Below are 22,123 nucleotides of genomic sequence, written 5' to 3'. Positions count from 1 at the left end.
ATGCCGCCCATCCGGCGCCCGGTTTGGGGATAATCTCGACCGACACTTCTGCCCGAGCATACCCGTGCCATCGCCCCCCCGCTTTCGCTCCGCCCTCCTGGGCCTGCCGCTGCTGGTCCTGGCCTGTGCCGCGACGCCGCGTGACGAACGTCCCAACGCGCCGCCGCCCGAGACCGAGGCCCCCTTGGTTGCACAAACCGTTCCGGAACAGCCACTCGCCACCGACAGCGCCCGCGCCCAATACCACATCCTGGCCGGCGAGATGGCGGCTGGCCGCGACCAGCCCGAACAGGCCGCGCGGGAATTCCTTGCTGCGCTGGCATACATCGACGACGTCGAACTCGCCCAGCGCGCAACAGCGCTCGCGATCGTCGCCCGCAATGAGGATTTGTCGCTGCAGGCGGCGCGGCGCTGGCTCGCGCTCGACCCCACCTCCGCCGATGCACGCGAGGTCATCGCGAGCTTGAGTCTCAAGCGCGGTGAATTGGCGGAAACCCTGACGCAGTGCCGGGAGCTGATCCAGGGGCACCCGGGCGGCCCCGCCGAGGGCTTCATGCTCGTACTGCCGGTGCTGTCCCAGGCCGGCGCCGATCGCGCCGATGGCGCGCTGTCGGTGATGCGCCAGCTCGTCGAAGAATGGCCGGATCTGGCCGCCGCCCACCTCGCACTGGGCCTGACGGCCCTGCATTACGGCCGTCTCGAACTCGCCGAAGCCGCGGCGCGCAAAGCCCAAGCCCTGGATCCGCAAGAACGCAAGTATGTGCTACTGCTGATCAGCATCTGGGTGCGCGCAAACCGCATCGCCGAGGCGGACGCGCGCATCGACCAGCTGGCCCGCACCGACACCCCAGCGGCGGATCTGCGCATCGGCTATGCCCAGCTTTTGCTCGAATTTGGCCACCGCGACGCGGCACGGCGCCAGCTCGAATCCGTGCTCAAGCTGGATCCGCGCAATGCCGATGCACGCTATGCGCTGGGCACGCTCGCTTTCGAGGATGGCGATCTCGTCACGGCGCAGAAAAACTTCGAAGGTCTGCTCGACGGCCCGCGCAGCAGCGACGCCGCACTGCAACTCGGGCGCATCGCCGAAACGCAGCAGCGCTACGCCCAGGCTCTCGCGTACTACCGCCGCATCACCCAGGGTCAGGCCAGCGTCGAGGCTGCCGTGCGCAGCGCCTACGTGCTCGCGCGCATGAAGCGCCTGGCGGAGGCGCGCGCGCTGCTCCAGGAACTGCGCGAGCGCCTTCCACAAATGGCGATCCGCTTCCATCTCGCCGAGGGCGAGCTGCTGATCGACGCCGGGCAAAGTCAGGCTGCCGTCGAACTGTATAACGCCGCGCTCGACGAGGACGCCGACAATCCGGATCTGCTCTATGGCCGCTCGCTGGCTTACGAGCGGCTCGGGCAGATCGATGCCGCCGAGCGGGATCTGCGCCGCATCCTGGCCGACGAGCCCGACGATGCACGCGCGCTCAACGCGCTCGGTTACATGCTCGTGGTCCACGCGCCCGAACGCATCGCCGAGGCCGAGACGCTGATCACGCGCGCGCTGGCACTCGAACCCGACGACGCGGCGATCATCGACAGCATGGGCTGGCTGCAATTCAAGCTCGGCCGCCCTGAACAGGCGCTCGAATGGCTACAGAAAGCCTATGCCAAGTTCCCCGATCCGGAAGTCGCCGCGCATCTCGGCGAAGTGCTGTGGGTGCTCAATCGCCGCGAAGAGGCCCAGAACGTGTGGACATCGGCCCTGCGCAAGAATCCGGATCACCCGGTGCTGCGGGAAACCATGCAGCGTCTGTCGCCATGAGACGCACGCTCACCGGCTGCCTGATTCTGCTGCTCGCCGCCTGCGCACCACTTACACCACCTGCGGTGGACGAATCCGCCGTCGGTCTGCGCTGGTCACAGCGTCGCGAATCGCTGGCCGCCGTGCTCGGTTTTGCGCTGCAAGGACGCATAGCCGAAACCCACCTCGGCCGCAGCGGTGAACTCCTCTGGCGCCAGCACGCCGACGGCCGTTTCGAACTGCAGCTCAATGGTCCATTCGGCGTCGGCGCCGTCGCCATCGAAGGGGACTCCAAGCGCGTCGCCGTACGCACCAAAGACGGCACTACATACACCGACGATCCGCAAGACTGGATGCAGACGCACCTGGGCTGGCACCTTCCGCTCGACAGTCTGCGCGCCTGGGCCATGGGTCTGCCGGCGCAGGGCGAGTTCGAACACCTAAGCCTCGATGACGAGGGCCGCCTGTTAAGCCTGAGCCAGCACGGCTGGACATTGCGCTACGACGGCTATCAGAAAGTCGGCGCCCTGGAGCTGCCGCGCAGACTCGAAGCGCAGTCGCCGACCACCCGCCTGCGCCTGGTGATCGACCGCTGGACGGCCGTCGATCTCGCGACCCGCATGTAACCCGCATGTGAAACCCTATGCCCGCTTTTCCCCACGGTGCGTTCACCGCCGAATGTCCATGGCCGGCTCCAGCCAAGCTGAACCTGTTCCTGCACGTGACCGGCCGCCGCCCCGATGGCTATCACCAGCTGCAGACGGTCTTCCAGTTCCTGGATTACGGCGACAGCCTGTTCTTCACACCTCGCGGCGATACCGAGATCCGCCGCGTCGAAGGACCACGGTCGATCCCGCCCGAGCAGGATCTGGTCGTGCGCGCGGCACGCGCGATTCAGCGCGCCTCCGGTTGCCGACTCGGCGCCGAGATCCGCATCGACAAGCGCATCCCGGTCGGTGGCGGTCTGGGCGGAGGCTCCAGTGATGCGGCGACGACCCTGGTTGCCCTCAACCGTCTCTGGAATCTCGGCCTGACCACCGACGAGCTGGCGACGCTCGGGCTGGCGCTGGGCGCCGACGTACCGGTGTTCGTGCGCGGCCACGCGGCGTGGGCGGAAGGCATCGGCGAACGACTGACGGCGGTCGAACTTCCCGAATCCTGGTTCGTCGTCCTGACCCCGCCGGTTGCGGTCGCAACCCGGGAGATCTTCGGCGCGCCCGAGCTGGAACGTCACAGCACCCCGGTGACCCTCGCGGATTTTCTCGCCGGCCGCACCGGCAATGTCTGCGAGCCGGTGACGTGCCAGCGCTACCCGCAAGTCGCCGCAGCGCTGGCCTGGCTGCGCCGGTTCGGCGATGCGCGCATGTCCGGCACCGGCGCCTCGGTGTTCTTGCCCTGCACGACGCGCGCGCAGGCCGCCGATATCGCCGCGCAGGCCCCATCCGACTGGCACCGCATCGTCGCACGCGGACTCAACCGCTCGCCGCTGCATGCTGCCGCCCAGCGCTGAAGGCACATCGGCGCACGCATCATCCCGTAGCATCATCCCGTATAATGCGCACCCCGCGCGACCATGGTCCGCGGGACACTCTGCTGGGGCGTCGCCAAGTGGTAAGGCAGCGGGTTTTGATCCCGCCATTCGGTGGTTCGAATCCATCCGCCCCAACCACTTTCAGCCGGCTTTGCGCGACGCCGCACCGGGCCGGCAACTGACGTTCCGCTCACCCGCAGACGCGGGCGCAACGCCACTGACATCGACACACGCAGGACCGAGAGGCAGGGCATGTCCGACTCGAAGCTGATGCTGTTTTCCGGGAATGCGAATCCCAAGCTGTCACGGGACATCGCGGCCTATCTGAAAACTTCGATCGGGCAGGCCATCGTCGGCAAATTCTCCGATGGCGAGATCCAGATCGAGATCCTGGAAAACGTGCGCGGCAAGGATGTCTTCGTCATCCAGCCGACCTGCGAGCCGACCAACGACAACCTGATGGAACTGTTGCTGATGCTCGATGCGCTCAAACGCGCGTCGGCCAGCCGCATCACCGCGGTGATTCCGTATTTCGGCTATGCCCGCCAAGACCGCCGCCCGCGCTCGACGCGCGTGCCGATCTCGGCCAAGGTCGTCGCCGACATGATCGGCGAATGCGGCGCCGACCGGGTGCTCACGGTGGATCTGCACGCCGACCAGATCCAGGGTTTCTTCGACATCCCGGTGGACAATGTCTATGCCAGCCCCGTGCTGCTCGGCGAAATCTGGCGCCAGAAATACGAAAACCTGATCGTCGTCGCGCCGGACGTGGGCGGCGTGGTGCGCGCACGGGCGGTCGCCAAACGGCTCGACGATGCCGATCTTGCGATCATCGACAAGCGCCGCCCCAAGCCGAACGAATCGCGTGTGATGAACATCATCGGCGAAGTCGAAGGCCGCACCTGCGTGCTCGTCGATGACCTCGTCGATACCGCCGGCACCTTGTGCAAGGCCGCCGCGGCACTCAAGGAGGAAGGCGCACTCAAGGTCGTCGCCTACGTCACCCATCCGGTGCTCTCCGGCCCGGCGGTCACCAACATCACCCATTCCGAGCTCGACGAGCTCGTGGTCACCGACAGCATTCCCTTGTCCCCGGCGGCCAGGGCCTGCCCGAAGATCCGCCAGCTATCGATCGGCGGCCTGCTCGCGGAAACGATCCGGCGCATCTCGGCCGAGGAATCCGTCAGCTCGCTGTACGTGGATTGACCCGCAGCCGCCTGTCTGCAGCCAGTACCATCCCCTGCGGCCAATTCGTTGAACAACAACCCAAACCGGACAGGGGAAATTTTTCTGTATAATCCGCGCCCCCCACCGCCTGGTCGCGGGCGGTGGTTTTCCTTTTTGGAGCATGTAGATGAAAGAAACTTTCGTTGTCAACGCCGAAAGCCGCGCTGACCAGGGCAAGGGTGCGAGCCGCCGCCTGCGTCGCCAAGGCAAAATCCCGGCGATCGTCTATGGCGGCACCGAACCGCCGACCCCCATTGCCGTATCGGCCAACGAGATGACCCAACATCTCAAGACCGAGGCCTTTTATTCCCACCTGCTGACCCTGCAGCTCGACGGCCAGAGCCTGCAGGTGGTGCTCAAGGACCTGCAGCGCCACCCGGTGAGCGGCTACGCCATCCACGCCGACTTCATGCGCGTGCAGGCCGACAGGGTGCTGCGCATGCACGTGCCGCTGCATTTCAAGGGCGCCGACATCGCACCGGGCGTGAAGACCGGTGGCGGCATCGTCGAGCACCACCTCAACCAGGTCGAGGTCGAGTGCTTGCCCAAGGATCTGCCCGAGTACATCGAGGTCGATCTCTCGCACCTGCAAGTCAACGAGTCGATCCACCTGTCGCAGCTCAAGCTGCCGCAGGGTGTCACCCTGGTGGAACTCAAGCACGGCAACGACCAGTCCGTCGCCTCCATCCACTTGCCGCGCGCCGTCGTCGAAGAAGAGACGCCAGCCGCGCAGGCCACGCCGGCCGAGGGCGCTGCTGCCCAGCCCGCTGCAGGAACCACAGAACCGAAGAAGGAAGAGAAAGAAAAGAAGTGATTCAGGCGTCTCGCGGCCGCGCCGCGGGACGTTCCGGTCCGGCCCGTCCGCGCTGCCCTGCCCGGACGGGCTTTCTCTTTGGAGCCAGCCTCAATGCCATCGGCGCCCGTACTTCACGCCATCATCGGCCTCGGCAATCCCGGGGACGAATACGCGCGCACGCGTCATAACGCCGGCTTCTGGCTGGTGGACCGCCTCGTGGAGCGCACCGGGGCCGTTTTACGGCGCGAGGCCAAGTTTCAGGGCGAGCTGGGCCGCACCAGACTGGGGCCCAGCGACGTCTTGTTGCTCAAACCGCACACGTTCATGAACCGCAGCGGCTCAGCCGTGCAGACACTCGCGCAGTTCTACAAACTGCCGCCAGAGCGCATCCTCGTCGCACACGACGAACTCGACCTGCCGGCCGGCACACTGCGCCTGAAGTTCGGCGGCGGCCACGGCGGCCACAACGGCCTGCGCGACGTCCACCGCGCGCTCGGCGAGCACTATCGCCGCCTGCGCATCGGAATTGGCCATCCCGGCGACAAGAACCTCGTGCTTAACTATGTTCTGGGACGGCCGGATCGCGACGACGAACGGGCGATCCGTGACGGGATCGACCGCGCGCTCGATGCGCTGGAAACCTGGCTGACCCAGGGCTGGGAACGCGCGATCACGCAACTACACTCCGTCAAACCAGCGAAACCGGCTGCCGCACCGCGACGGCCAGAACCAGGACTCTGATATGGGCATTCAATGCGGCATCGTCGGCCTGCCAAACGTCGGCAAGTCCACCCTGTTCAACGCGCTGACGCGGGCGCAGATCGCTGCCGAGAATTACCCGTTCTGCACGATCGATCCGAACGTCGGCGTGGTGATGGTGCCGGATCCGCGGCTCGATGCGCTCTGCGCAATCGTCAAGCCGCAGCGCGTGGTGCCGGCCACCGTTGAATTCGTGGACATCGCCGGATTGGTCGCCGGCGCCAGCAAGGGTGAAGGCCTGGGCAACCAATTCCTCGCGCACATCCGGGAAACCGACGCCATCGCCCATGTTGTGCGCTGCTTCGACAACCCGGACGTCATTCATGTCGCCGGCTCCACCGACCCGATCCGCGACATCGAGATCATCAACACCGAGCTGGTACTCGCCGATCTCGACACGGTCAGCAAGGCGCTCGAGCGCGCGGCGCGAGCCGCCAAGACCGGCCACAAAGACGCCATCGCCAGACATGCCCTGCTCGGCCGTCTGCACGCGCATCTGGATAGCGGCGCACCGGCACGCAGCTTCGCGGTCGAGGCTGAGGACCGCCCGCAGCTACGCGAGCTGCAGCTGATCACCGCCAAACCAGTGCTATATATCGCCAACGTCGACGAACCCGGCTTGCGGCACGGCAATGATCATCTCCGGCGGGTGCAAGCCTATGCCGCGACCGAAGGTGCGCAAGTGGTCGCGGTCTGCGCCGCGATCGAAGCGGAGATCGCGCAGCTCGACGATGCCGACAAGGCCGCCTTCCTGGCCGACCTGGGCCTTGAAGAACCCGGACTCCATCGCGTGATCCGCGCCGCTTACGCCCTGCTCGGCCTGCAGACCTATTTCACTGCCGGTCCGCAGGAGGTGCGTGCCTGGACGATCAAGAAGGGCGCCACCGCCCCGCAGGCCGCCGGTGTCATCCACAGCGACTTTGAGAAAGGCTTCATCCGCGCCGAGGTCATCGCCTACGACGACTACATCCGCTATCACGGCGAGAGCGGCGCAAAAGAAGCCGGTAAGTGGCGGCTGGAAGGCAAAGATTACGTCGTCCAGGAGGGCGACGTGATGCACTTCCGTTTCAACGTCTGATCCGCACCCGGCGACCGCGCCGGTGCCTGTGCGCTGCCTTGGCGCAACGCACCGGGAGCAATGGCCGCGTGTACTGCCAGACCGGAATCAGGGGCGGGGTCAGGGGATATCCGCTGCGTGCGCGCAACGGCACTTCGAACTGGCGGAGAGAGCGGGATTCGAACCCGCGATACGGCTTATCACCGTATACACGCTTTCCAGGCGTGCTCCTTCAACCACTCGGACATCTCTCCGGAGACGACGGCAACGAGCAACCCTCTCGCCGTCGAGGGGCGCCCATTATAGCTTTGGCGGCGGCTTACGCCTTGGGCGCTGGCGTAACCGGTTCGGCCGGCTCGGATCTCATCCGCGGCGGAATATCGAGACATTCGATGCGCGTCTTGTCGGGGTTGTCTGGATCCTGGACTTGACGCGCGAACGGCACGACCGTCTGCGGCTCAGGCGGAATACGCAACGCCGACGGTGATTCGGGCACCTGCAGTCCCGGGACCTCGGCGGGTGGCGGCAAGGTCTGTGCCCGCTGGTAGTCAAACTCGCCCTCGCAGTGGCGGCTGATGCCCCCGCAGGCGGAAACGAACAAGCCGGCGCACAGCAAGATCGACCGGCGCATCATGCCAGCACTCCGGCACCCCGCAGCGCGGCGCGGACGGTGTCGTGATGGGCGACGTCGAGCGGCACCAGCGGCAGGCGCAAACCACCCTGGATTTTCTTCATCTCACTGAGCGCCCATTTCACGGGGATGGGGTTGGGTTCCACGAACAAATCCTTGTGCAAGGCACGCAACTGTGCATCGAGCGCTTCGGCGGTCGCCCGGTCTCCGGCCAGTGCCGCAGCGCACATCTGGTGCATTTTGCCGGGCGCGACGTTGGCCGTCACGGAAATATCGCCGTGACAGCCCGCGAGAATGGAGGCACAGGCGGTGGCGTCGTCGCCCGAATAAATCGCAAAGCCGTCGCCCAGGCCCAGCGCAAGCAAGGCCTGGATCCGCGACAGTTCACCCTTGGCTTCCTTAATCCCCACGATGTTGGGAATGCGGGCGAGGCGTGCGACCGTCTCGGGCAACATGTCGCAACCCGTGCGGCCAGGCACGTTGTAGAGAATCTGGGGCAGATCGACCGCCTCGGCAACGGCCTTGTAATGCCGATACAAACCCTCCTGCGGCGGCTTGTTGTAGTAAGGCGTCACCAGCAGCGCCGCATCGGCCCCGACCTCCTTGGCAGCACGGGTCAGCTCGATCGCCTCACGTGTGGAATTCGAACCCGTGCCGGCAATCACCGGGATGCGCTTGCGCACCTGACGCACGACTCGGCGGATCACTTCGATGTGCTCGTCATAATCGAGCGTCGCGGATTCGCCGGTCGTGCCGACGGCAACGATCGCATCGGTCCCCTCCGCGATGTGCCATTCGACCAGTTCATCCAGTCCTTTCCAGTCGAGCGCACCATCCGGGAACATGGGCGTGACGATGGCGACGATGCTGCCCTTGATCATGGCTGTGGAACCCGGTGCGATGGTGGCATGGGAGGCGGCTTTGATAGGGCCGCAAGTATAGCGGCAGGCTCGCCCTGCCGGCGACCGCGCGCACCGGCCCAACACCGCCGGATGCGCCCTCTCATGCGTGCAAATGGATTAAAATTTTTCCTCTTTCTGTACTCGATCTCCATGGCACAGACCGACAATCTGCTCACCATTTCAGCGATCGGCAAACCCAAGGGCAATGTCCCGCTGGAGCTGTTCAAGGCCATCCGCGAACGCGGTGGCGAGGTCGAGGATTGCCGCATCGCCCAGATTGGCGATCGCCTGACCGCAAACCTCCTGGTCTCCGGCAATTGGAGCACGCTCGGCCGGCTCGAAACCGCGTTGCCCGGTATTGCCGAAAAGCTCGACCTGCAAGTCCGCTTCGAGCGCTGCGAAGCCCGCCCGTTCAACCCGGATTACCGCCCCTATGCGGCGGAAGTGGTCGCCCCCCAGGACCCGAACCTGCTCGTCAACATCCTCGAATTCTTCCAGCACCAGGATGTGATCGTCGTCGAGATCTCCACGCAGAAGTACCAGTCCACCTACACCGGCGCCGAGATGGCAAGCGTGCAAATGGTGCTCCACGTGCCGGTGAACCAGCATCCGCAGGCGCTGCGCGAGTCGTTCATGGACTTGTGCGACGATCTCAACGCCGACGGCATGCTCGATCCGATCAAGACTTGAGGGCACCGCATCACGACGAGGGAGGCACCATGCAGCTCGGTGACGAGATTCCCGACCTCACCCTGCCGGCCACCGGCGGCCGCGACATCTCGCTGCGCGATTTCAAGGGTCGGATCCTGGTGGTTTACTTCTACCCCAAGGACAATACCTCGGGCTGTACGCAGGAAGGCCAGGATTTCCGCGACCTCTATCCCCAGTTTCGTAAGGCCGGCGCGGAAATCCTCGGTATCTCGCGCGACAGCCTCCGCTCGCACGAAAACTTCGCCGCCAAACACGGCTTTCCGTTCCCCTTGTTGTCGGACACCGACGAAGCCGCGTGCAAGGCCTTCGACGTGCTGCGCGAAAAAAGCCTGTACGGGCGCAAATACCTGGGCGTGGAGCGCAGCACTTTTCTGTTCGATGCCCAAGGCTTGCTGCGGCGGCAATGGCGCAACGTCAAGGTCAAGGGCCACGTCCAGGACGTGCTCGCTGCGATCGGCGAGTGCTGACCCCCAGCGGTTTGTCACGATACCGTCACGGCGGACGATCCGTCATCCCTTCCGCCTGCCATCGTTCTTGGGCTAGATTGACGGCCGTGCCTGTCCTGCAGGCACGGTTTTCCCCAGCCCGTCTCACCGACAACGATTCGTACGCACTTCCTAAAGTGTGCCTCGTGCGACCGCCTGGATATCGGGACACGGTCGTTGCGCCCTCCATATATCCGCACGATGCCCATGGTCACTGGCCGTGGGCCAGCACCCGCCTTGTATCCATGAACAAGCGCAAGATCTTCGTTCTCGACACCAACGTCCTACTCCACGATCCGACCAGTCTGTTCCGCTTTGAAGAGCACGACCTGTTCATCCCGATGGTGGTGCTCGAGGAACTGGATGCTTCCAAGAAGGGCACCAGTGAAGTTGCGCGCAATGCGCGTCAGGTCAGCCGTTTTTTCGACGAATTGATGCACGGTACCGACCATGCGCAGATCGAAAAAGGGCTGCCGTTGCCAAGCGTGCGTAGCGGCAACGGCCACGGCAGCGGACGTGGCCGCGGCGGCAAGCCGGCCAGCGGGCGGCTGTTCTTCCAGACGCGTCCGGCCGACACCTCCCTGCCCGGCCTGATTCCCGGCAACAAGCCCGATAACAGCATTCTCGTCGTCGCCCTGGAATTGCAGACCCAGCACCCGACGCGCAAGGTCACGCTGGTCAGCAAGGACATCAACCTGCGCATCAAGGCCGCGATCGTCGGCGTGCACACCGAGGACTATCACAATGACCAAGTCCTCGATGATCTGGATCTGCTCTACACCGGCTACAAGGAGCTGCCCGCGAATTTCTGGTCCACCCACGGCGACAAAATGCAGAGCTGGCAAGACAGCCGCGGGCGCGCCATGTACCGCATCGAGGGTCCATTGGTGAAAGACTGGTACGTCAACCAGTTCCTGTATATCCCCGACGAAGGCGGCCGCGGACTGGAGCTGATGGTCAGCCGCATCGAGGGCAACAGCGCCGAGCTGCGCGTGATCCGCGACTACCGCCACGGCAAAAGCAGCGTCTGGGGCATCCACGCGAAGAATCGTGAGCAAAACTTCACCCTCAACCTGCTGCTCGATCCCGAGATCGATTTCGTCACCATTCTGGGCACCGCGGGCACCGGCAAAACGCTACTCGCGCTCGCCGCCGGGCTGGCGCAGACGCTGGACGAACCCCGCTACCGTGAAATCATCATGACCCGCGTCACCGTGCCGGTCGGCGAAGACATCGGCTTTCTGCCGGGAACCGAGGAAGAAAAAATGACGCCGTGGATGGGGGCGCTGATGGACAATCTGGAGGTGCTCACGCAAAACAGCCATGCCGGAGACTGGGAACGCGCCGCGACCAACGACCTGCTCGCCAAGCGCATCAAGATCCGCTCACTCAACTTCATGCGTGGCCGCACCTTCCTCAACCGTTACATCATCATCGACGAAGCGCAGAACCTCACCGCCAAACAGATGAAGACGCTGATCACCCGCGTCGGACCGGGCTCGAAAATGGTCTGCCTCGGCAACCTCGGCCAGATCGACACCCCGTATCTGACGGAGACGACGTCGGGGCTGACCTATGTCGTCGATCGCTTTCGCGGCTGGCCCCATGGCGGCCACGTGACCCTGGCACGCGGCGAGCGCTCACGACTGGCGGCGTATGCTTCCGAGATCCTGTAGGAGAAGCCATGGTCATCGGCAAACTCGGCAAAGCGATGAAAGACAGTGCGCTGGGCATCGGCCTGCGCACTTTCTTCAACGAAAAATTCGGCGAATACGGCGAAGTCCGCGACTGTACGGTCGATACCGCGGCCGGGCGCATCGTCGCCCACGTGCTCATGCGCGGCGAGCGTGAGCCGATCACGATCACCATCGATCGCTACGAGCTGCTTCAGGAAAACGGCAAGACCTACATCGTCATCCGGAAACTCTCGACGACACGGCAGTGGATCACGCTGCTGCTCAACCGCGTGCTCGACGGCCGCCGTTTCGAAATCCCGACCAGCGTCAGCAAGATTCTCTAGTCCTCACGCGATGGAATTCGCGCCGGAAGTGCTGGCGCTGTGTACGTTCGCTTTCCTGGCCGGCTTCATGGATGCCGTCGTCGGCGGTGGCGGGCTGATCCAGATCCCGGCCTTGTTCGTGCTCCTGCCAGAAATCGCACCCGCGACCCTGCTGGGAACGAACAAATTCGCCAGCATCTTTGGCACGGCCTCGGCAACGGTTCACTATCTGCGTCGCGTGCCGATCGCGTGGCCCGCCACGGTGCCGACCGCCTGTGCGGCGCTGATCTGCAGCTTTCTGGGCGCGCGTACCGCATCCGCCCTGCCCGTGCAGGTCTTCCGCCCGCTGATCCTGGCCCTGCTCGTCGGCGTACTCGTCTATACGCTCTGGAAAAAAGATCTGGGCAGACTACACGCGCCGCACCTAGAACCAGCCCGGCAGTTGTGGTTCGCGCTCGCCACAGGCGCCGCGATCGGTTTTTACGACGGCTTATTCGGCCCTGGCACCGGCAGCTTCCTGGTCATCGCCTTCGTCGGCCTCTTCGGACTGGGGTTCCTTGCCGCCTCGGCCTCGGCCAAGCTGGTCAACGTCATCACCAATCTTGCCGCGCTCGTCTACTTCATCGGTGCCGGTCACGTGCGCTATGACATCGCTGCCCCGATGGCCGCCTTCAATGTCGCCGGCAGCCTCGTCGGCACGACGCTGGCGATCCGCAAAGGCGACGCCTTCGTGCGGCATTTTTTCATCGCCGTCGTCGTGCTGATGATTCTGCGCTTCGCCTGGGATATTGGCCGGTCGGCATGAGAAGAAGCGCACGTCTTGGGCGTCCTCGCCGCCCGCTCAGGCACGGTCGCCGGCAAAGGCCAACGTCTCGGCCACCGAGGGAAGTGCGAGCTTGAGCATCAGCAGACGGTCGAGACCGACGGCGACACCGGCACACGGGGGTAACCCGGCGCGCAGCGCCTCGATCAAATGCCTGTCGTACGGCAAATCCGACCGGCCGTGGGCGGCACGCCAGCGGCGGTCGGCCTCAAACCGCCGCTGCTGCTCGTCGGCATCGGTCAGCTCATGGAAGCCATTGGCGAGCTCCACGCCTTTCCAGAACAGTTCAAAACGTTCTGCGAGCGGCGGCGTGCCGGGGCGCACGCGCGCCAGCGCGGCCTGCGTCGCCGGAAAGTCATAGACGAATTCGGGCGTCTGCGTACCCAGGCACGGACCGACGACTTGCGACATCCACAGATCGAGCCAGAAATCGGCATCGCCGATCTCCTCGGCACTCAGACCCTGCGGCTCGGCGAGGCCACGCGCACGCAAGCGCTCGCGCAAGGTACAGGCGTCGAGCATATGCGGGTCGAATCCCGCATGCCGCTCGAAAGCCTCGCGGTAACTCAGCCGCGCGCAAGGTCCTGCAATCCCGCAGTGCGCGAGCAGCTCGGCGAGTTCGTCCATCAAGGCATGATGGTCGAACCCCGGGCGGTACCATTCGAGCAAGGTGAATTCGGGGTTGTGATACCGCCCTTGCTCGCCGGCCCGGAACACGCGGGCGATCTGGAAAATCGGCCCGCTACCGGATGCGAGCAAGCGCTTCATCGCAAATTCCGGCGACGTCTGCAGAAAGCCAACATGCGCAGCACCGGTGGCGCGGGGCGCGGACACGGCGAAGCTGTCGATGTGGCGATCGACCGTCGCATGATGCGAAAGAATCGGCGTCTCGACCTCGAGCACACCGCGCGCGGCAAAAAAAGAGCGGACGGAGCCATACAGCTCCGCCCGCGCCTTGAGGGTTGCAAGGGTAGCGGATGGGCGCCAGTGCGGCACCGCACACCCCATGCTCACGAACCGATCACTTGCCGGCGCGTGCCAGATACTCGCCGGTGCGTGTATCGACCTTGATTTTCTCGCCTTGCTGGATGAACAACGGCACGCGCACGACGGCCCCGGTTTCCAGCTTGGCGGGCTTGCTGCCACCGGTGGCGGTATCACCCTTGAGACCAGGATCGGTATCGATGACCGTCAGCTCGACGGTGTTGGGGGGATAGACGACCAGCGGCACTTCGTTCCAGAACGTCACGCGCACGATCTCTTCACCCTTGAGCCACTGCGCGGCCTCGGCCATGGCTTCCTTGCCGGCCTGGACCTGCTCATAGGTCTTCGGATCCATGAAGGTCCAGAACTCGCCGTCGTTGTAGAGATACTGCATGTCCTTGTCCTCGACGTCGGCGACCTCCAGGGTGTCGCCCGACTTCAAGGTCCGCTCGAGGACGCGGCCAGTCTTGAGATTGCGGATCTTGATCGTGTTGGTGGCCTGACCTTTGCCGGGCTTGCGGTATTCGTTGTCAATGACCGCGTACGGCTCGCCATCGATCAGGAGCTTGGTACCGGCCTTCATTTCGTTGGTGCTGACAGTCGCCATGGGTGTATGCAGTGCTGGAATTGGGAAACCGCGGCCAGAATGGACGCGGCGATGCCGGGGTCGGCGTAGAATCTGGAAATGATACCTTCCCCGACCACTCCACGTCAGCAGGCCCCCGCCTGGCAGCACGCCTTGCGCGAAGCGTTCACCCGGCCGGACGAGCTGCTGCGCTTTCTCGAACTCGACCCCGATCTGCCCGCGCTCGGGCCGGCGCGTCTGCGCGCGTTTCCGCTGCGTGTACCGCGCGGCTTTGCCCGGCGCATGCGCAAAGGCGATGCGCAAGATCCCTTGTTCCGGCAAGTCTGGCCGGCCACGGCCGAGGGTGTGTCGGCATCGGGCTTCACGGTCGATGCGGTCGGCGATCTACGCAAGCTGCGCAGCGGCGGCATCATCCATAAGTATCATGGCCGTGCGCTGCTCGTTGCGACCGGCGCCTGCGCCATTCACTGCCGCTATTGTTTCCGCCGCCATTTCCCGTATGGCGAACATCTGGCGGCACGTGAACACTGGCAGGCGGCTCTGGAGACGATCGCGGCCGACAGCAGCCTCCACGAAATCATCCTCTCCGGCGGTGATCCCCTCTCGCTGTCCGACGATAAACTCGCCGAACTGGCCGACGCCCTCGAGGCGATTCCCCACGTGCGCCGCCTGCGCGTGCACACACGCCAGCCGATCGTGCTGCCGGAACGCATCGACGAGCGTCTGCTGGCCTGGCTCGGACGCGGCCGCCTGACCAAGCTCATGGTCCTGCACGTCAACCACGCCAACGAAATCGATGCCTCGGTAGTGACCGCTCTGCAGCCGCTGCGTGCGCTGGGCATCCCGCTGCTGAACCAGTCGGTGCTGCTGCGCGGCGTCAATGATTCCGTCGATGCGCTGGCTCAGCTCTCCGAGCGGCTGTTCGAATGTGGCATTCTCCCCTACTATCTGCACCTGCTCGACCGGGTGCAGGGTGCGGCCCATTTCGAGGTGGAGGAGTCGCGTGCCCGCGCGTTGATGCGCGGACTTGCGGCACGGCTGCCGGGCTATCTCGTCCCGCGGCTGGTTCGGGAAGAACCAGGAGCCACAGCAAAAACATCGATCGCATGGTAGCTACAGCGGAAAGCATCCGGAAAGAAAGGGCCGCGCATGCGGCACCGAGTCATATCGCGCTGGTGGTCGCCGCCTCGGAGAGCGTCGCCAAGCGCATCGAAAGTTACCTGCGCAACGCCGGACATCCGGTGCGCTGTCCCTGGGCCACCGATCTGGAGGATGTCGAAGACGCCCTGCGCGGTGGCACACCGGATCTATTGATCTGTGCCGAGGGCCTGCAAACCGCCCCCATCAAGGACGTCATCGAAACCGTACGCCGCCAGATGCCCGATCTGCCGGTCCTCGTCCTCAAAGCGCAGTTCACGCCAGAGGACAGGGTCGCCGCACTGGCGTGCGGCGCCAGCGACCAGGTCTCCGACGAAGACCTGCGCCATCTGCGCCATCTCGAGCTGGTCGTCCTGCGCGAGATCACCCAGCACAGCCGCCTGCGCGAGCTGCGCAGCCTGCGCAAACGCCTCGCCGAATTCGAGGCGCGCCACCAGCAACTGCTGGCCGGAACCCAGGATGCCGTCGCACATATCCAGGAAGGTATCTTGTCGGACGTCAACCCGGCGTTTGCCCAGCTGCTCGGCTATACGCAGCCCGATCTGCAGTCGGTGCCGCTGATGGATCTGGTCGCGCCGGACCATCAGCCCAAGGTCAAGGAATATCTGAAGCTGCTCCTGCGCGGCAAGAACGAGGGCAAACCGCTGGAATGCTGCCTGCTGCACAAAGATGGCCGGCGCGTCGCGATCCATGCCCGCGTGACGCTCACCGCAGTAGAGGGCGAGCCGCTCATCGAAATGCTGATCCGCTCGGAAACTCCCAGCACCGTGCATACGGTGGCTGGCACTGCCCCGGCGATGAAGGGGCGGCTCGAGTTCTTCGAAGCACTGGCCTCCGCGATCGCCGCCGCCAGCCAGCAAAAAGACCAGCGTGCCGCGCTTTTGTGCGTCGTCAATGATTTCACAGCGACCGAGGAACGCCTCGGCCTGCACGATGCGGCCGAGGCCGTCGAGCAGCTACAGAACTGGCTGCAGGACAGGCTCGCGCCCCAGGATCAGCTCTTCCGTTTCTCCACCCACGAAATCGCCCTCTTGCTCTCGCGCAACAGCGGCGCCGAGATCATCGAATTCGGCGAGACGCTCGCGCGCGAGGTCGGCAAGCAGATCTTCAATACGGCCGGACACGAAGTGCAGCTGGCCGTGACGGTCGCAGCCTATCCCTTCGTGGGCAGTGAGGACGCTGCCACGCTCACTGCCGAGCTGGTTCGCGACACACGCAAACTCTCGGGCAAGGGTGGCAGCCAGTTCGCCAATCTCGGCCCCACGGCAAAAACCTCGCTACAAGAGCGCGAGGAAGCACGCAAGGCGGAGATGGTGAAAAAAGCGCTCGAGGACAATCGTCTCAAACTGGCCTATCAATCGATCGCGAGTCTCGAGGGCGACACGCGTCAGCATTTCGACATACTGGTGCGCCTCATCGACGAAAACGGCAAAGAGCTGCACGCCTCCGAGTTCATCGGCGCCGCGGAAAAATTCAGCCTGATTAAGGCCATCGACCGCTGGGTTACTGCCCGCGCCCTCAAGATTCAAGCCAAGCGCGATACCGCCCAGCAAGCCTCCAGCCTGTTCGTCAAGCTTTCTCAGGACACTCTCAAGGATGCCGAAAGCTTCATTCCCTGGCTTGGCGAGCAGCTCAAGCAACGACCGCTGCGCCCGGGCGAGATCGTCTTCGAGATGCAGGAGCTGGTCGTCCAAAACCACATCCGTAAAACCCGCCTGCTGACCAAGGCCCTGATCGAGATGGGCGCACAGATCGCGATCGAACACTTTGGGATTGGCTCGAACTCGGCACAGATGATCGAGCACATCCCGATGCACTTCGTGAAATTCCACCCATCATTCACAGCCAACTTCAACGACAAGGAAACGCACCGCAAGATGGTCGAGCTGATGGAATCGGCCAAGAACAAGCAGATCAAGATCATCGTCTCCCACGTCGAGGAAGCCAACGTGATGGCGCGCCTCTGGCAGATGGGAGTCAACTTCATCCAGGGCTATCACGTCCAGGAACCCGAGGTGGTGCTGCTGTCCGCCGACGTGCGCATGTGACCGGAACTGGCGGCATCCGCCCCGGCAAGCATCCTTTTTCGCAAGGCTGCTGGTGTCGCGCAGCCTTGCAGACGCCTGCGCGCCACTGCCGGCATGCCTTGCGTGCAGACCAGTCCGGCATGATCAGCCGCACCGCGCGCCGGGCACGGACCGCATGGAGCCGCGCCCGCCCACCCATGTCAGGCGCGCGTCGGGCGCGACAGCAGCCGTCGCACCCCCCAAGAATCCGGTCAGGGAGCGGGCGGGATGGCCACGCCGCAGGCGGTGTTGACGCGCAGGCTGGATAGCAGATTCACCAAACCACCATCGAAGGTCAGGCGCAGGCCATTGGCGGCCGTCGTCACTGGCGGAGTCGAGATGAGAACGGTCGCATCGTCCCCCACCAGGCCGAAACCCAGCAGCGACAAAAGCAACGCGTTATCCTGCCCGCTGAACGATTCGACCACCGTGCATGCACCGGCGGCATTGCATTGCAGCGTCTCGACCGTCAGCGACGACAGCAACTCGGCCGAGACCAGATCAGCGAACGGACGGCTGACGACGAAGCCGGTCGGGCTGCCCGGCGTGATGCGCACGGTCGTGGTGTCGTACACCGTCAGGCTCGTATTGGCCAGGAACAGCAGGCCGGCGGTGATGTTCATCGTCGCGAAGGTGTCAAGATCACCGTCGATCACCAGCTCCGGCTGCTCCACCGAGCATCCGAGGCAAGCCGCCGAGGCGGCGCCGCTGGCCACTGCGGCCGGCGCGCGAAATTCGGAGGCACAAAAGGCGTTGACCTCACGCACCTCGAGCGTGGCACTGGCCGCATCCGGCACAAGACCGGTCACATTGGTCACCTGGCCGGTGATCGCTGCCGTGCCCACGGCGTTGGTCGTGAACGTACGGCCGCCGCTGCCGTTGGTCGCCACACCGGTATCATCGCTGCTCCAGGTGACCTGGAACTGGTTCGCTCCCGTACCCTCGACGAGGCGACGCACCGAGCCATCGCTGAACCGGCCGTAGATTTCAAAAGGCACGATGCTGCCGGAAATCACCGAGTAAGTGTTGTTGGTCGCGCGCGGCGTTCCCTCGGGCTTGACGTATTCGACGCCTTGGAGTACGGCATCGGTCACCGTCACATCGACGGTGTCGGTGAGGCCTTCGAAGCTTGCGCTGATCGTCACCACGCCCGGCGCCACTGCGGTGACGACGCCGCGATCGACGCGGGCGACCGCCGTATTGCTGCTGGTCCATTGAGCCTGGGAGGTGACCGTCTGGGTTTCCTGCCGATGCGTGATCGGATTGCCATTGGCATCGCGCGTTCCCGGCGGTACGGTTTGCGAAACCAGCGCTTCGGCATCCAGTCGCAGTACAGTACCTGCAGGCAGGCTCTGCGCCACTCCGGGGACGATGTCGAGCTGCTCGACCGTCGTGACGACCGTGAAATCCGGGCTCTGGATGCTGCCGTCCCCACATCCGGCGAGAACCACGGCGACGACCGCGGCCCAGCGACGAAACGATCTCATCTGTCTGCTCCCACGAAAACTTGAAGGGTTGCCTGACACGATTCCCTGCCGCAACGATATTTACGGCCTACCTAAGTCCCATCATAATGCATCCGCCGTCGCAAGAGAGAGAAGTCGGGACCGCAATTGTGTCGGAATCCTCCGTATAAAGTCGGGGGCTTGCTCACACGGTGAAAGGGAATCTCTCGGTTTTGCCGGTGGGATCACAATACAGGGATTCGGAGATACGCTGATGTCCAAGCATGGGAGACTGGGCGCCATCGCGTTGCTGGTCTGCGGGGCCGTCTCGGCGCAGGGGAGTGAGTTTGACGATCGCTTCTATCTATCGCCGATGGTGGGCGGCGTCATCTCGGGTTCGGATGACCTCGACAGCGGCCCCTTCGGCGGGCTCGTGGTCGGCAAAGGCATCTCGCCGCATTTCGGTCTCGAACTCGAGGCCACCTATAGCAAGCTCGACGTCAGCCATCTGCCGGAAGGCAATTTCTATGAACGCCTCACGCTCGGCGCAAACCTCGTTGGCTACCTGGCTCCCGACACCGCGCGCATCCGCCCTTTTTTGCTGATCAACGGCAATGGGCACGACATCGATTTTCTGACCGTCGGCCTCAATGGCGTCGGCCTGGGAGCCGGTGGCGGAGCGCTGTTCAAGCTCGGCGAGCGCTGGGATGCACGCCTGGACATCCGTTACAACCTCGACTTCATCAATGGCACGACCGAGAACGGCGTCACCGTGCCGGATGACACGTTCTACCTCTGGACCGGCGCGCTCGGCGTGAGCTACAAGTTCGGCGCCAACCCCTACGATGAAGACGGTGACGGCGTGCCGGATGCGCAGGACAAGTGCCCCGGCACTCCCAAGGGGGTCACGGTCTATTCCGACGGCTGCCCCACCGACCTCGACCAGGACGGCGTGCCGGATTATCTCGACAAGTGTCCGAACACGCCCAAGGGGACGCTGGTCGGATCGGATGGCTGCGAACTTGACAGCGACGGCGACGGCGTGCCCGACGCCCGTGACCAGTGCCCGAACACCCCGCGCGGTGTCCCGGTCAATGTCAACGGCTGCCCGCTCGACTCCGATGGCGACGGCGTGCCCGACTACCTCGACAAATGCCCTGGCACTCCGCCCGGAACGCGCGTGAACGCCGAAGGCTGCTCGCTCGAGGATCGCGATAACGACGGCATCCCCGATGAACTCGACAAATGCCCGGGAACACCGCCCGGCGTGCCGGTGGGACCTGACGGCTGTCCGCTCGACTCCGATGGCGATGGCATCCCCGATTACCTCGATGAATGCCCGCGCACACCGCCCGGCGCCAAGGTGCTGCCCAATGGCTGCGCCCTGACCGGCGACTGCCGCAAACCGCGGCCCGGCGAACAGGTGGACGCCAATGGCTGCGCGATCGAGCAGAGCTTCATCCTGCGCGGTGTGAAGTTCGAGTTCGACTCCGACCGGCTGACGCCGCAGGCGCGCGAGATCCTCAACGAGGTCGCCGAGACGCTCAAGGCCTATCCGAACATCGATGTCGAGCTCGAAGGCCATACCGACTCGATCGGCACCGACAGCTACAACCTCGGCCTGTCCGAGCGCCGCGCCAATGCCGTCAAGGTCTATCTCGAAGGCCGGGGCGTGCAGGGTAAGCGCATGCGGCCGGTCGGATATGGCGAGAGCCGCCCGATCGCATCCAACGACACGGAAGAAGGTCGCGAAGAAAACCGTCGCGTAGAACTGCGCGTCATCGAGTAAGCGCAGGCACGGATCGGGCACCAGGCGGCGGGTATCCCCCGCCGCCTGTTTTTTGGGCGATTGCGTCGTGCGATCCGGCTCCCCCAAGCGCAAGGCAAAACTTCACCGGCGAGGCCGAGCGCCTTCCGGCGCGGGAATCAAAAACCCGGCCATGGCGGGCCGGGTCTTCGTGGTCAGCACTTGTCCAATGCAGGCCTCAGAAAGCATCGGCCGGAACACGCACCCAGCCTTCCATGAGAATGCGGGCAGAGCGTGACATCACCGCCTTCCTGACGATCCACTCGCCGTTGACCTGCTCCACCGTGGCACCGACGCGCAGTGTCCCCGAGGGATGCCCGAAACGCACCGACTCCCGCATCCCGCCACCGGCAGCGCGGTTGACCAGTGTGCCGGGGATCGCGGCTGCGGTGGCGATCGCAACCGCGGCCGTGCCCATCATGGCGTGGTGCAGCTTGCCCATGGACAGTGCCCGCACGTTCAAATCGATTTCGCTGGCCTTGATGAGTCTGCCGTTGGACGCGACGTAATCCCGTGGCGGTGCGACAAATGCGATCTTGGGCGTGTGCTGGCGCACCGCCGCCTCCTCGGGTTTGTGGATCAACCCCATGCGCAGCGCGCCGGCCACCCGGATCGCCTCGAACTTCGCCAGCGCCGCGGGATCGGTGTTGATCGTCTCGCGCAGCTCGGTGCCGGTATAACCCAGCGCCTCGGCCTCGACGAACACGGTCGGGATACCGGACGTGATCAGTGTCGCCGCAAGCCGACCCACCCCTGGCACGTCGAGCACGTCGATCAACTGCCCCGTCGGGAACATCGAGCCGCCGGATGCACCGTCATCGGAGGGATCGAGAAACTCGAGCACGATCTCGGCGGATGGAAAGGTCACGCCGTCGAGCTCGAAATCGCCGGTCTCCTGCACCTGCCCGTCGGTGACCGGCACGTGCGCGATGATGGTTTTACCGATGTTGGCCTGCCAGATGCGCACGGTACATATTCCGTCGCGCATCACCCGCGCCGGATCGATCAAGCCGGCATGGATCGCAAACGCTCCGGCTGCGGTCGACAGATTGCCGCAATTGCCGCTCCAGTCGACGAACGGCTTGTCGATCGCAACCTGGCCGTAAAGGTAATCCACGTCGTGATCCGGGCGCGTGCTCTTCGACAGAATGACGCATTTGCTGGTGCTCGACGTCGCGCCCCCCATGCCGTCGATATGCGCACCATATGGATCGGGACTGCCGATGACGCGCATCAAGAGGCGATCACGCGCCTCGCCGGGCACCTGACAGCGCGCCGGTAAATCCGCGAGCCGGAAGAACACACCCTTGCTGGTCCCCCCGCGCATGTAAGTCGCGGGAATCCTGATTTGTGCCGGATACGCCATG

21 protein-coding genes and 2 tRNA genes are annotated in these 22,123 nt (G+C 64.5%); 16 read left to right on the top strand and 7 right to left on the bottom strand.

The window, feature by feature from the left end; all coding sequences use genetic code 11:
• Positions 1 to 64 precede the first annotated feature (64 nt).
• From BMZ48_RS05135 to ychF, 8 genes are all read left to right on the top strand, one after another.
• A complete protein-coding gene (locus tag BMZ48_RS05135) occupies positions 65 to 1,810 on the top strand; it encodes a tetratricopeptide repeat protein (protein WP_091532614.1) in 1,746 nt (581 codons plus the stop codon).
• Positions 1,807 to 2,415, top strand: coding sequence for a lipoprotein insertase outer membrane protein LolB (gene lolB / locus BMZ48_RS05130; RefSeq protein ID WP_091532612.1), 609 nt, complete (start codon positions 1,807 to 1,809; stop codon positions 2,413 to 2,415). Before BMZ48_RS05135 ends, lolB begins: the two co-directional genes overlap by 4 nt.
• A gap of 17 nt (positions 2,416 to 2,432) precedes the next feature.
• A complete protein-coding gene (gene ispE / locus BMZ48_RS05125; RefSeq protein ID WP_091532610.1) occupies positions 2,433 to 3,299 on the top strand; it encodes a 4-(cytidine 5'-diphospho)-2-C-methyl-D-erythritol kinase in 867 nt (288 codons plus the stop codon).
• Positions 3,300 to 3,383: 84 nt separating this feature from the next.
• Positions 3,384 to 3,458, top strand: a tRNA-Gln gene (locus BMZ48_RS05120).
• A gap of 114 nt (positions 3,459 to 3,572) precedes the next feature.
• A complete protein-coding gene (locus BMZ48_RS05115; RefSeq protein ID WP_091532608.1) occupies positions 3,573 to 4,526 on the top strand; it encodes a ribose-phosphate diphosphokinase in 954 nt (317 codons plus the stop codon).
• Positions 4,527 to 4,674: 148 nt separating this feature from the next.
• Entirely contained in the window at positions 4,675 to 5,361 is a 687-nt protein-coding gene (locus BMZ48_RS05110; RefSeq protein WP_091532606.1) for a 50S ribosomal protein L25/general stress protein Ctc, read from the top strand.
• 93 nt (positions 5,362 to 5,454) lie between these two features.
• Entirely contained in the window at positions 5,455 to 6,084 is a 630-nt protein-coding gene (gene pth / locus BMZ48_RS05105) for an aminoacyl-tRNA hydrolase (protein WP_091532604.1), read from the top strand.
• A 1-nt stretch (position 6,085) separates the two neighbouring features.
• Positions 6,086 to 7,180: a redox-regulated ATPase YchF gene (ychF, locus tag BMZ48_RS05100; RefSeq protein ID WP_091532602.1), complete on the top strand. Its 1,095-nt coding sequence runs from the start codon at positions 6,086 to 6,088 to the stop codon at positions 7,178 to 7,180.
• A gap of 140 nt (positions 7,181 to 7,320) precedes the next feature.
• Here ychF and BMZ48_RS05095 read toward each other — a convergent pair.
• The 3 genes from BMZ48_RS05095 to dapA form a co-directional block, all read right to left on the bottom strand.
• A tRNA-Ser gene (locus tag BMZ48_RS05095) sits at positions 7,321 to 7,413 on the bottom strand.
• Positions 7,414 to 7,478: 65 nt separating this feature from the next.
• Positions 7,479 to 7,793 (bottom strand): hypothetical protein, encoded by a 315-nt coding sequence (locus BMZ48_RS05090; RefSeq protein ID WP_091532600.1) that lies wholly within the window; start codon positions 7,791 to 7,793, stop codon positions 7,479 to 7,481.
• Positions 7,790 to 8,671, bottom strand: coding sequence for a 4-hydroxy-tetrahydrodipicolinate synthase (dapA, locus tag BMZ48_RS05085; RefSeq protein WP_091532598.1), 882 nt, complete (start codon positions 8,669 to 8,671; stop codon positions 7,790 to 7,792). Before dapA ends, BMZ48_RS05090 begins: the two co-directional genes overlap by 4 nt.
• 171 nt (positions 8,672 to 8,842) lie before the next feature.
• On the opposite strand from dapA, the gene BMZ48_RS05080 reads away from it, so the two are divergent.
• From BMZ48_RS05080 to BMZ48_RS05060, 5 genes are all read left to right on the top strand, one after another.
• A complete protein-coding gene (locus tag BMZ48_RS05080; protein ID WP_091532596.1) occupies positions 8,843 to 9,382 on the top strand; it encodes a glycine cleavage system transcriptional repressor in 540 nt (179 codons plus the stop codon).
• A 29-nt stretch (positions 9,383 to 9,411) separates the two neighbouring features.
• The gene (locus BMZ48_RS05075; protein WP_091532594.1) at positions 9,412 to 9,870 is read left to right on the top strand and encodes a peroxiredoxin; all 459 of its coding nucleotides are present in this window, start codon (positions 9,412 to 9,414) and stop codon (positions 9,868 to 9,870) included.
• Positions 9,871 to 10,133: 263 nt separating this feature from the next.
• A complete protein-coding gene (locus BMZ48_RS05070; protein ID WP_091532593.1) occupies positions 10,134 to 11,564 on the top strand; it encodes a PhoH family protein in 1,431 nt (476 codons plus the stop codon).
• Positions 11,565 to 11,572: 8 nt separating this feature from the next.
• Entirely contained in the window at positions 11,573 to 11,908 is a 336-nt protein-coding gene (locus tag BMZ48_RS05065; protein WP_091532591.1) for a hypothetical protein, read from the top strand.
• A 10-nt stretch (positions 11,909 to 11,918) separates the two neighbouring features.
• Positions 11,919 to 12,692 carry a sulfite exporter TauE/SafE family protein gene (locus BMZ48_RS05060; protein ID WP_091532589.1) on the top strand — a complete coding sequence of 258 codons (774 nt, stop codon included), beginning with the start codon at positions 11,919 to 11,921 and terminating at the stop codon, positions 12,690 to 12,692.
• A 36-nt stretch (positions 12,693 to 12,728) separates the two neighbouring features.
• Here the strand turns inward: BMZ48_RS05060 and epmA are convergent, their stop codons facing one another.
• Both epmA and efp read right to left on the bottom strand, forming a co-directional pair.
• Positions 12,729 to 13,718, bottom strand: coding sequence for an EF-P lysine aminoacylase EpmA (epmA, locus tag BMZ48_RS05055; protein WP_091532587.1), 990 nt, complete (start codon positions 13,716 to 13,718; stop codon positions 12,729 to 12,731).
• A 13-nt stretch (positions 13,719 to 13,731) separates the two neighbouring features.
• Positions 13,732 to 14,301, bottom strand: a complete 570-nt coding sequence (gene efp, locus BMZ48_RS05050; RefSeq protein ID WP_091532585.1) for an elongation factor P — start codon at positions 14,299 to 14,301, stop codon at positions 13,732 to 13,734.
• A gap of 78 nt (positions 14,302 to 14,379) precedes the next feature.
• On the opposite strand from efp, the gene epmB reads away from it, so the two are divergent.
• Positions 14,380 to 15,393 carry an EF-P beta-lysylation protein EpmB gene (epmB, locus tag BMZ48_RS05045; RefSeq protein ID WP_091532581.1) on the top strand — a complete coding sequence of 338 codons (1,014 nt, stop codon included), beginning with the start codon at positions 14,380 to 14,382 and terminating at the stop codon, positions 15,391 to 15,393.
• A gap of 62 nt (positions 15,394 to 15,455) precedes the next feature.
• The gene (locus BMZ48_RS05040) at positions 15,456 to 17,486 is read left to right on the top strand and encodes an EAL domain-containing response regulator (RefSeq protein WP_159431090.1); all 2,031 of its coding nucleotides are present in this window, start codon (positions 15,456 to 15,458) and stop codon (positions 17,484 to 17,486) included.
• A 230-nt stretch (positions 17,487 to 17,716) separates the two neighbouring features.
• On the opposite strand, the gene BMZ48_RS05035 is transcribed toward BMZ48_RS05040, so the two are convergent.
• Complete coding sequence (locus BMZ48_RS05035) at positions 17,717 to 18,991, bottom strand: hypothetical protein (RefSeq protein ID WP_091532577.1); 1,275 nt, start codon at positions 18,989 to 18,991, stop codon at positions 17,717 to 17,719.
• 232 nt (positions 18,992 to 19,223) lie between these two features.
• Here BMZ48_RS05035 and BMZ48_RS05030 point away from each other — a divergent pair, with 232 nt between their 5' ends.
• Positions 19,224 to 20,738: an OmpA family protein gene (locus BMZ48_RS05030; RefSeq protein ID WP_091532573.1), complete on the top strand. Its 1,515-nt coding sequence runs from the start codon at positions 19,224 to 19,226 to the stop codon at positions 20,736 to 20,738.
• A gap of 196 nt (positions 20,739 to 20,934) precedes the next feature.
• On the opposite strand, the gene prpF is transcribed toward BMZ48_RS05030, so the two are convergent.
• Complete coding sequence (gene prpF, locus BMZ48_RS05025) at positions 20,935 to 22,122, bottom strand: 2-methylaconitate cis-trans isomerase PrpF (protein WP_091532570.1); 1,188 nt, start codon at positions 22,120 to 22,122, stop codon at positions 20,935 to 20,937.
• Position 22,123: the final 1 nt, after the last annotated feature.

Origin of the sequence: Fontimonas thermophila, assembly GCF_900113085.1 — a bacterium.
Classification (GTDB): Bacteria; Pseudomonadota; Gammaproteobacteria; order Nevskiales; family Nevskiaceae; genus Solimonas; species Solimonas thermophila.
Note: the sequence above shows the minus strand (reverse complement) of the source record. Positions and strands in the feature narration are given on the sequence as shown.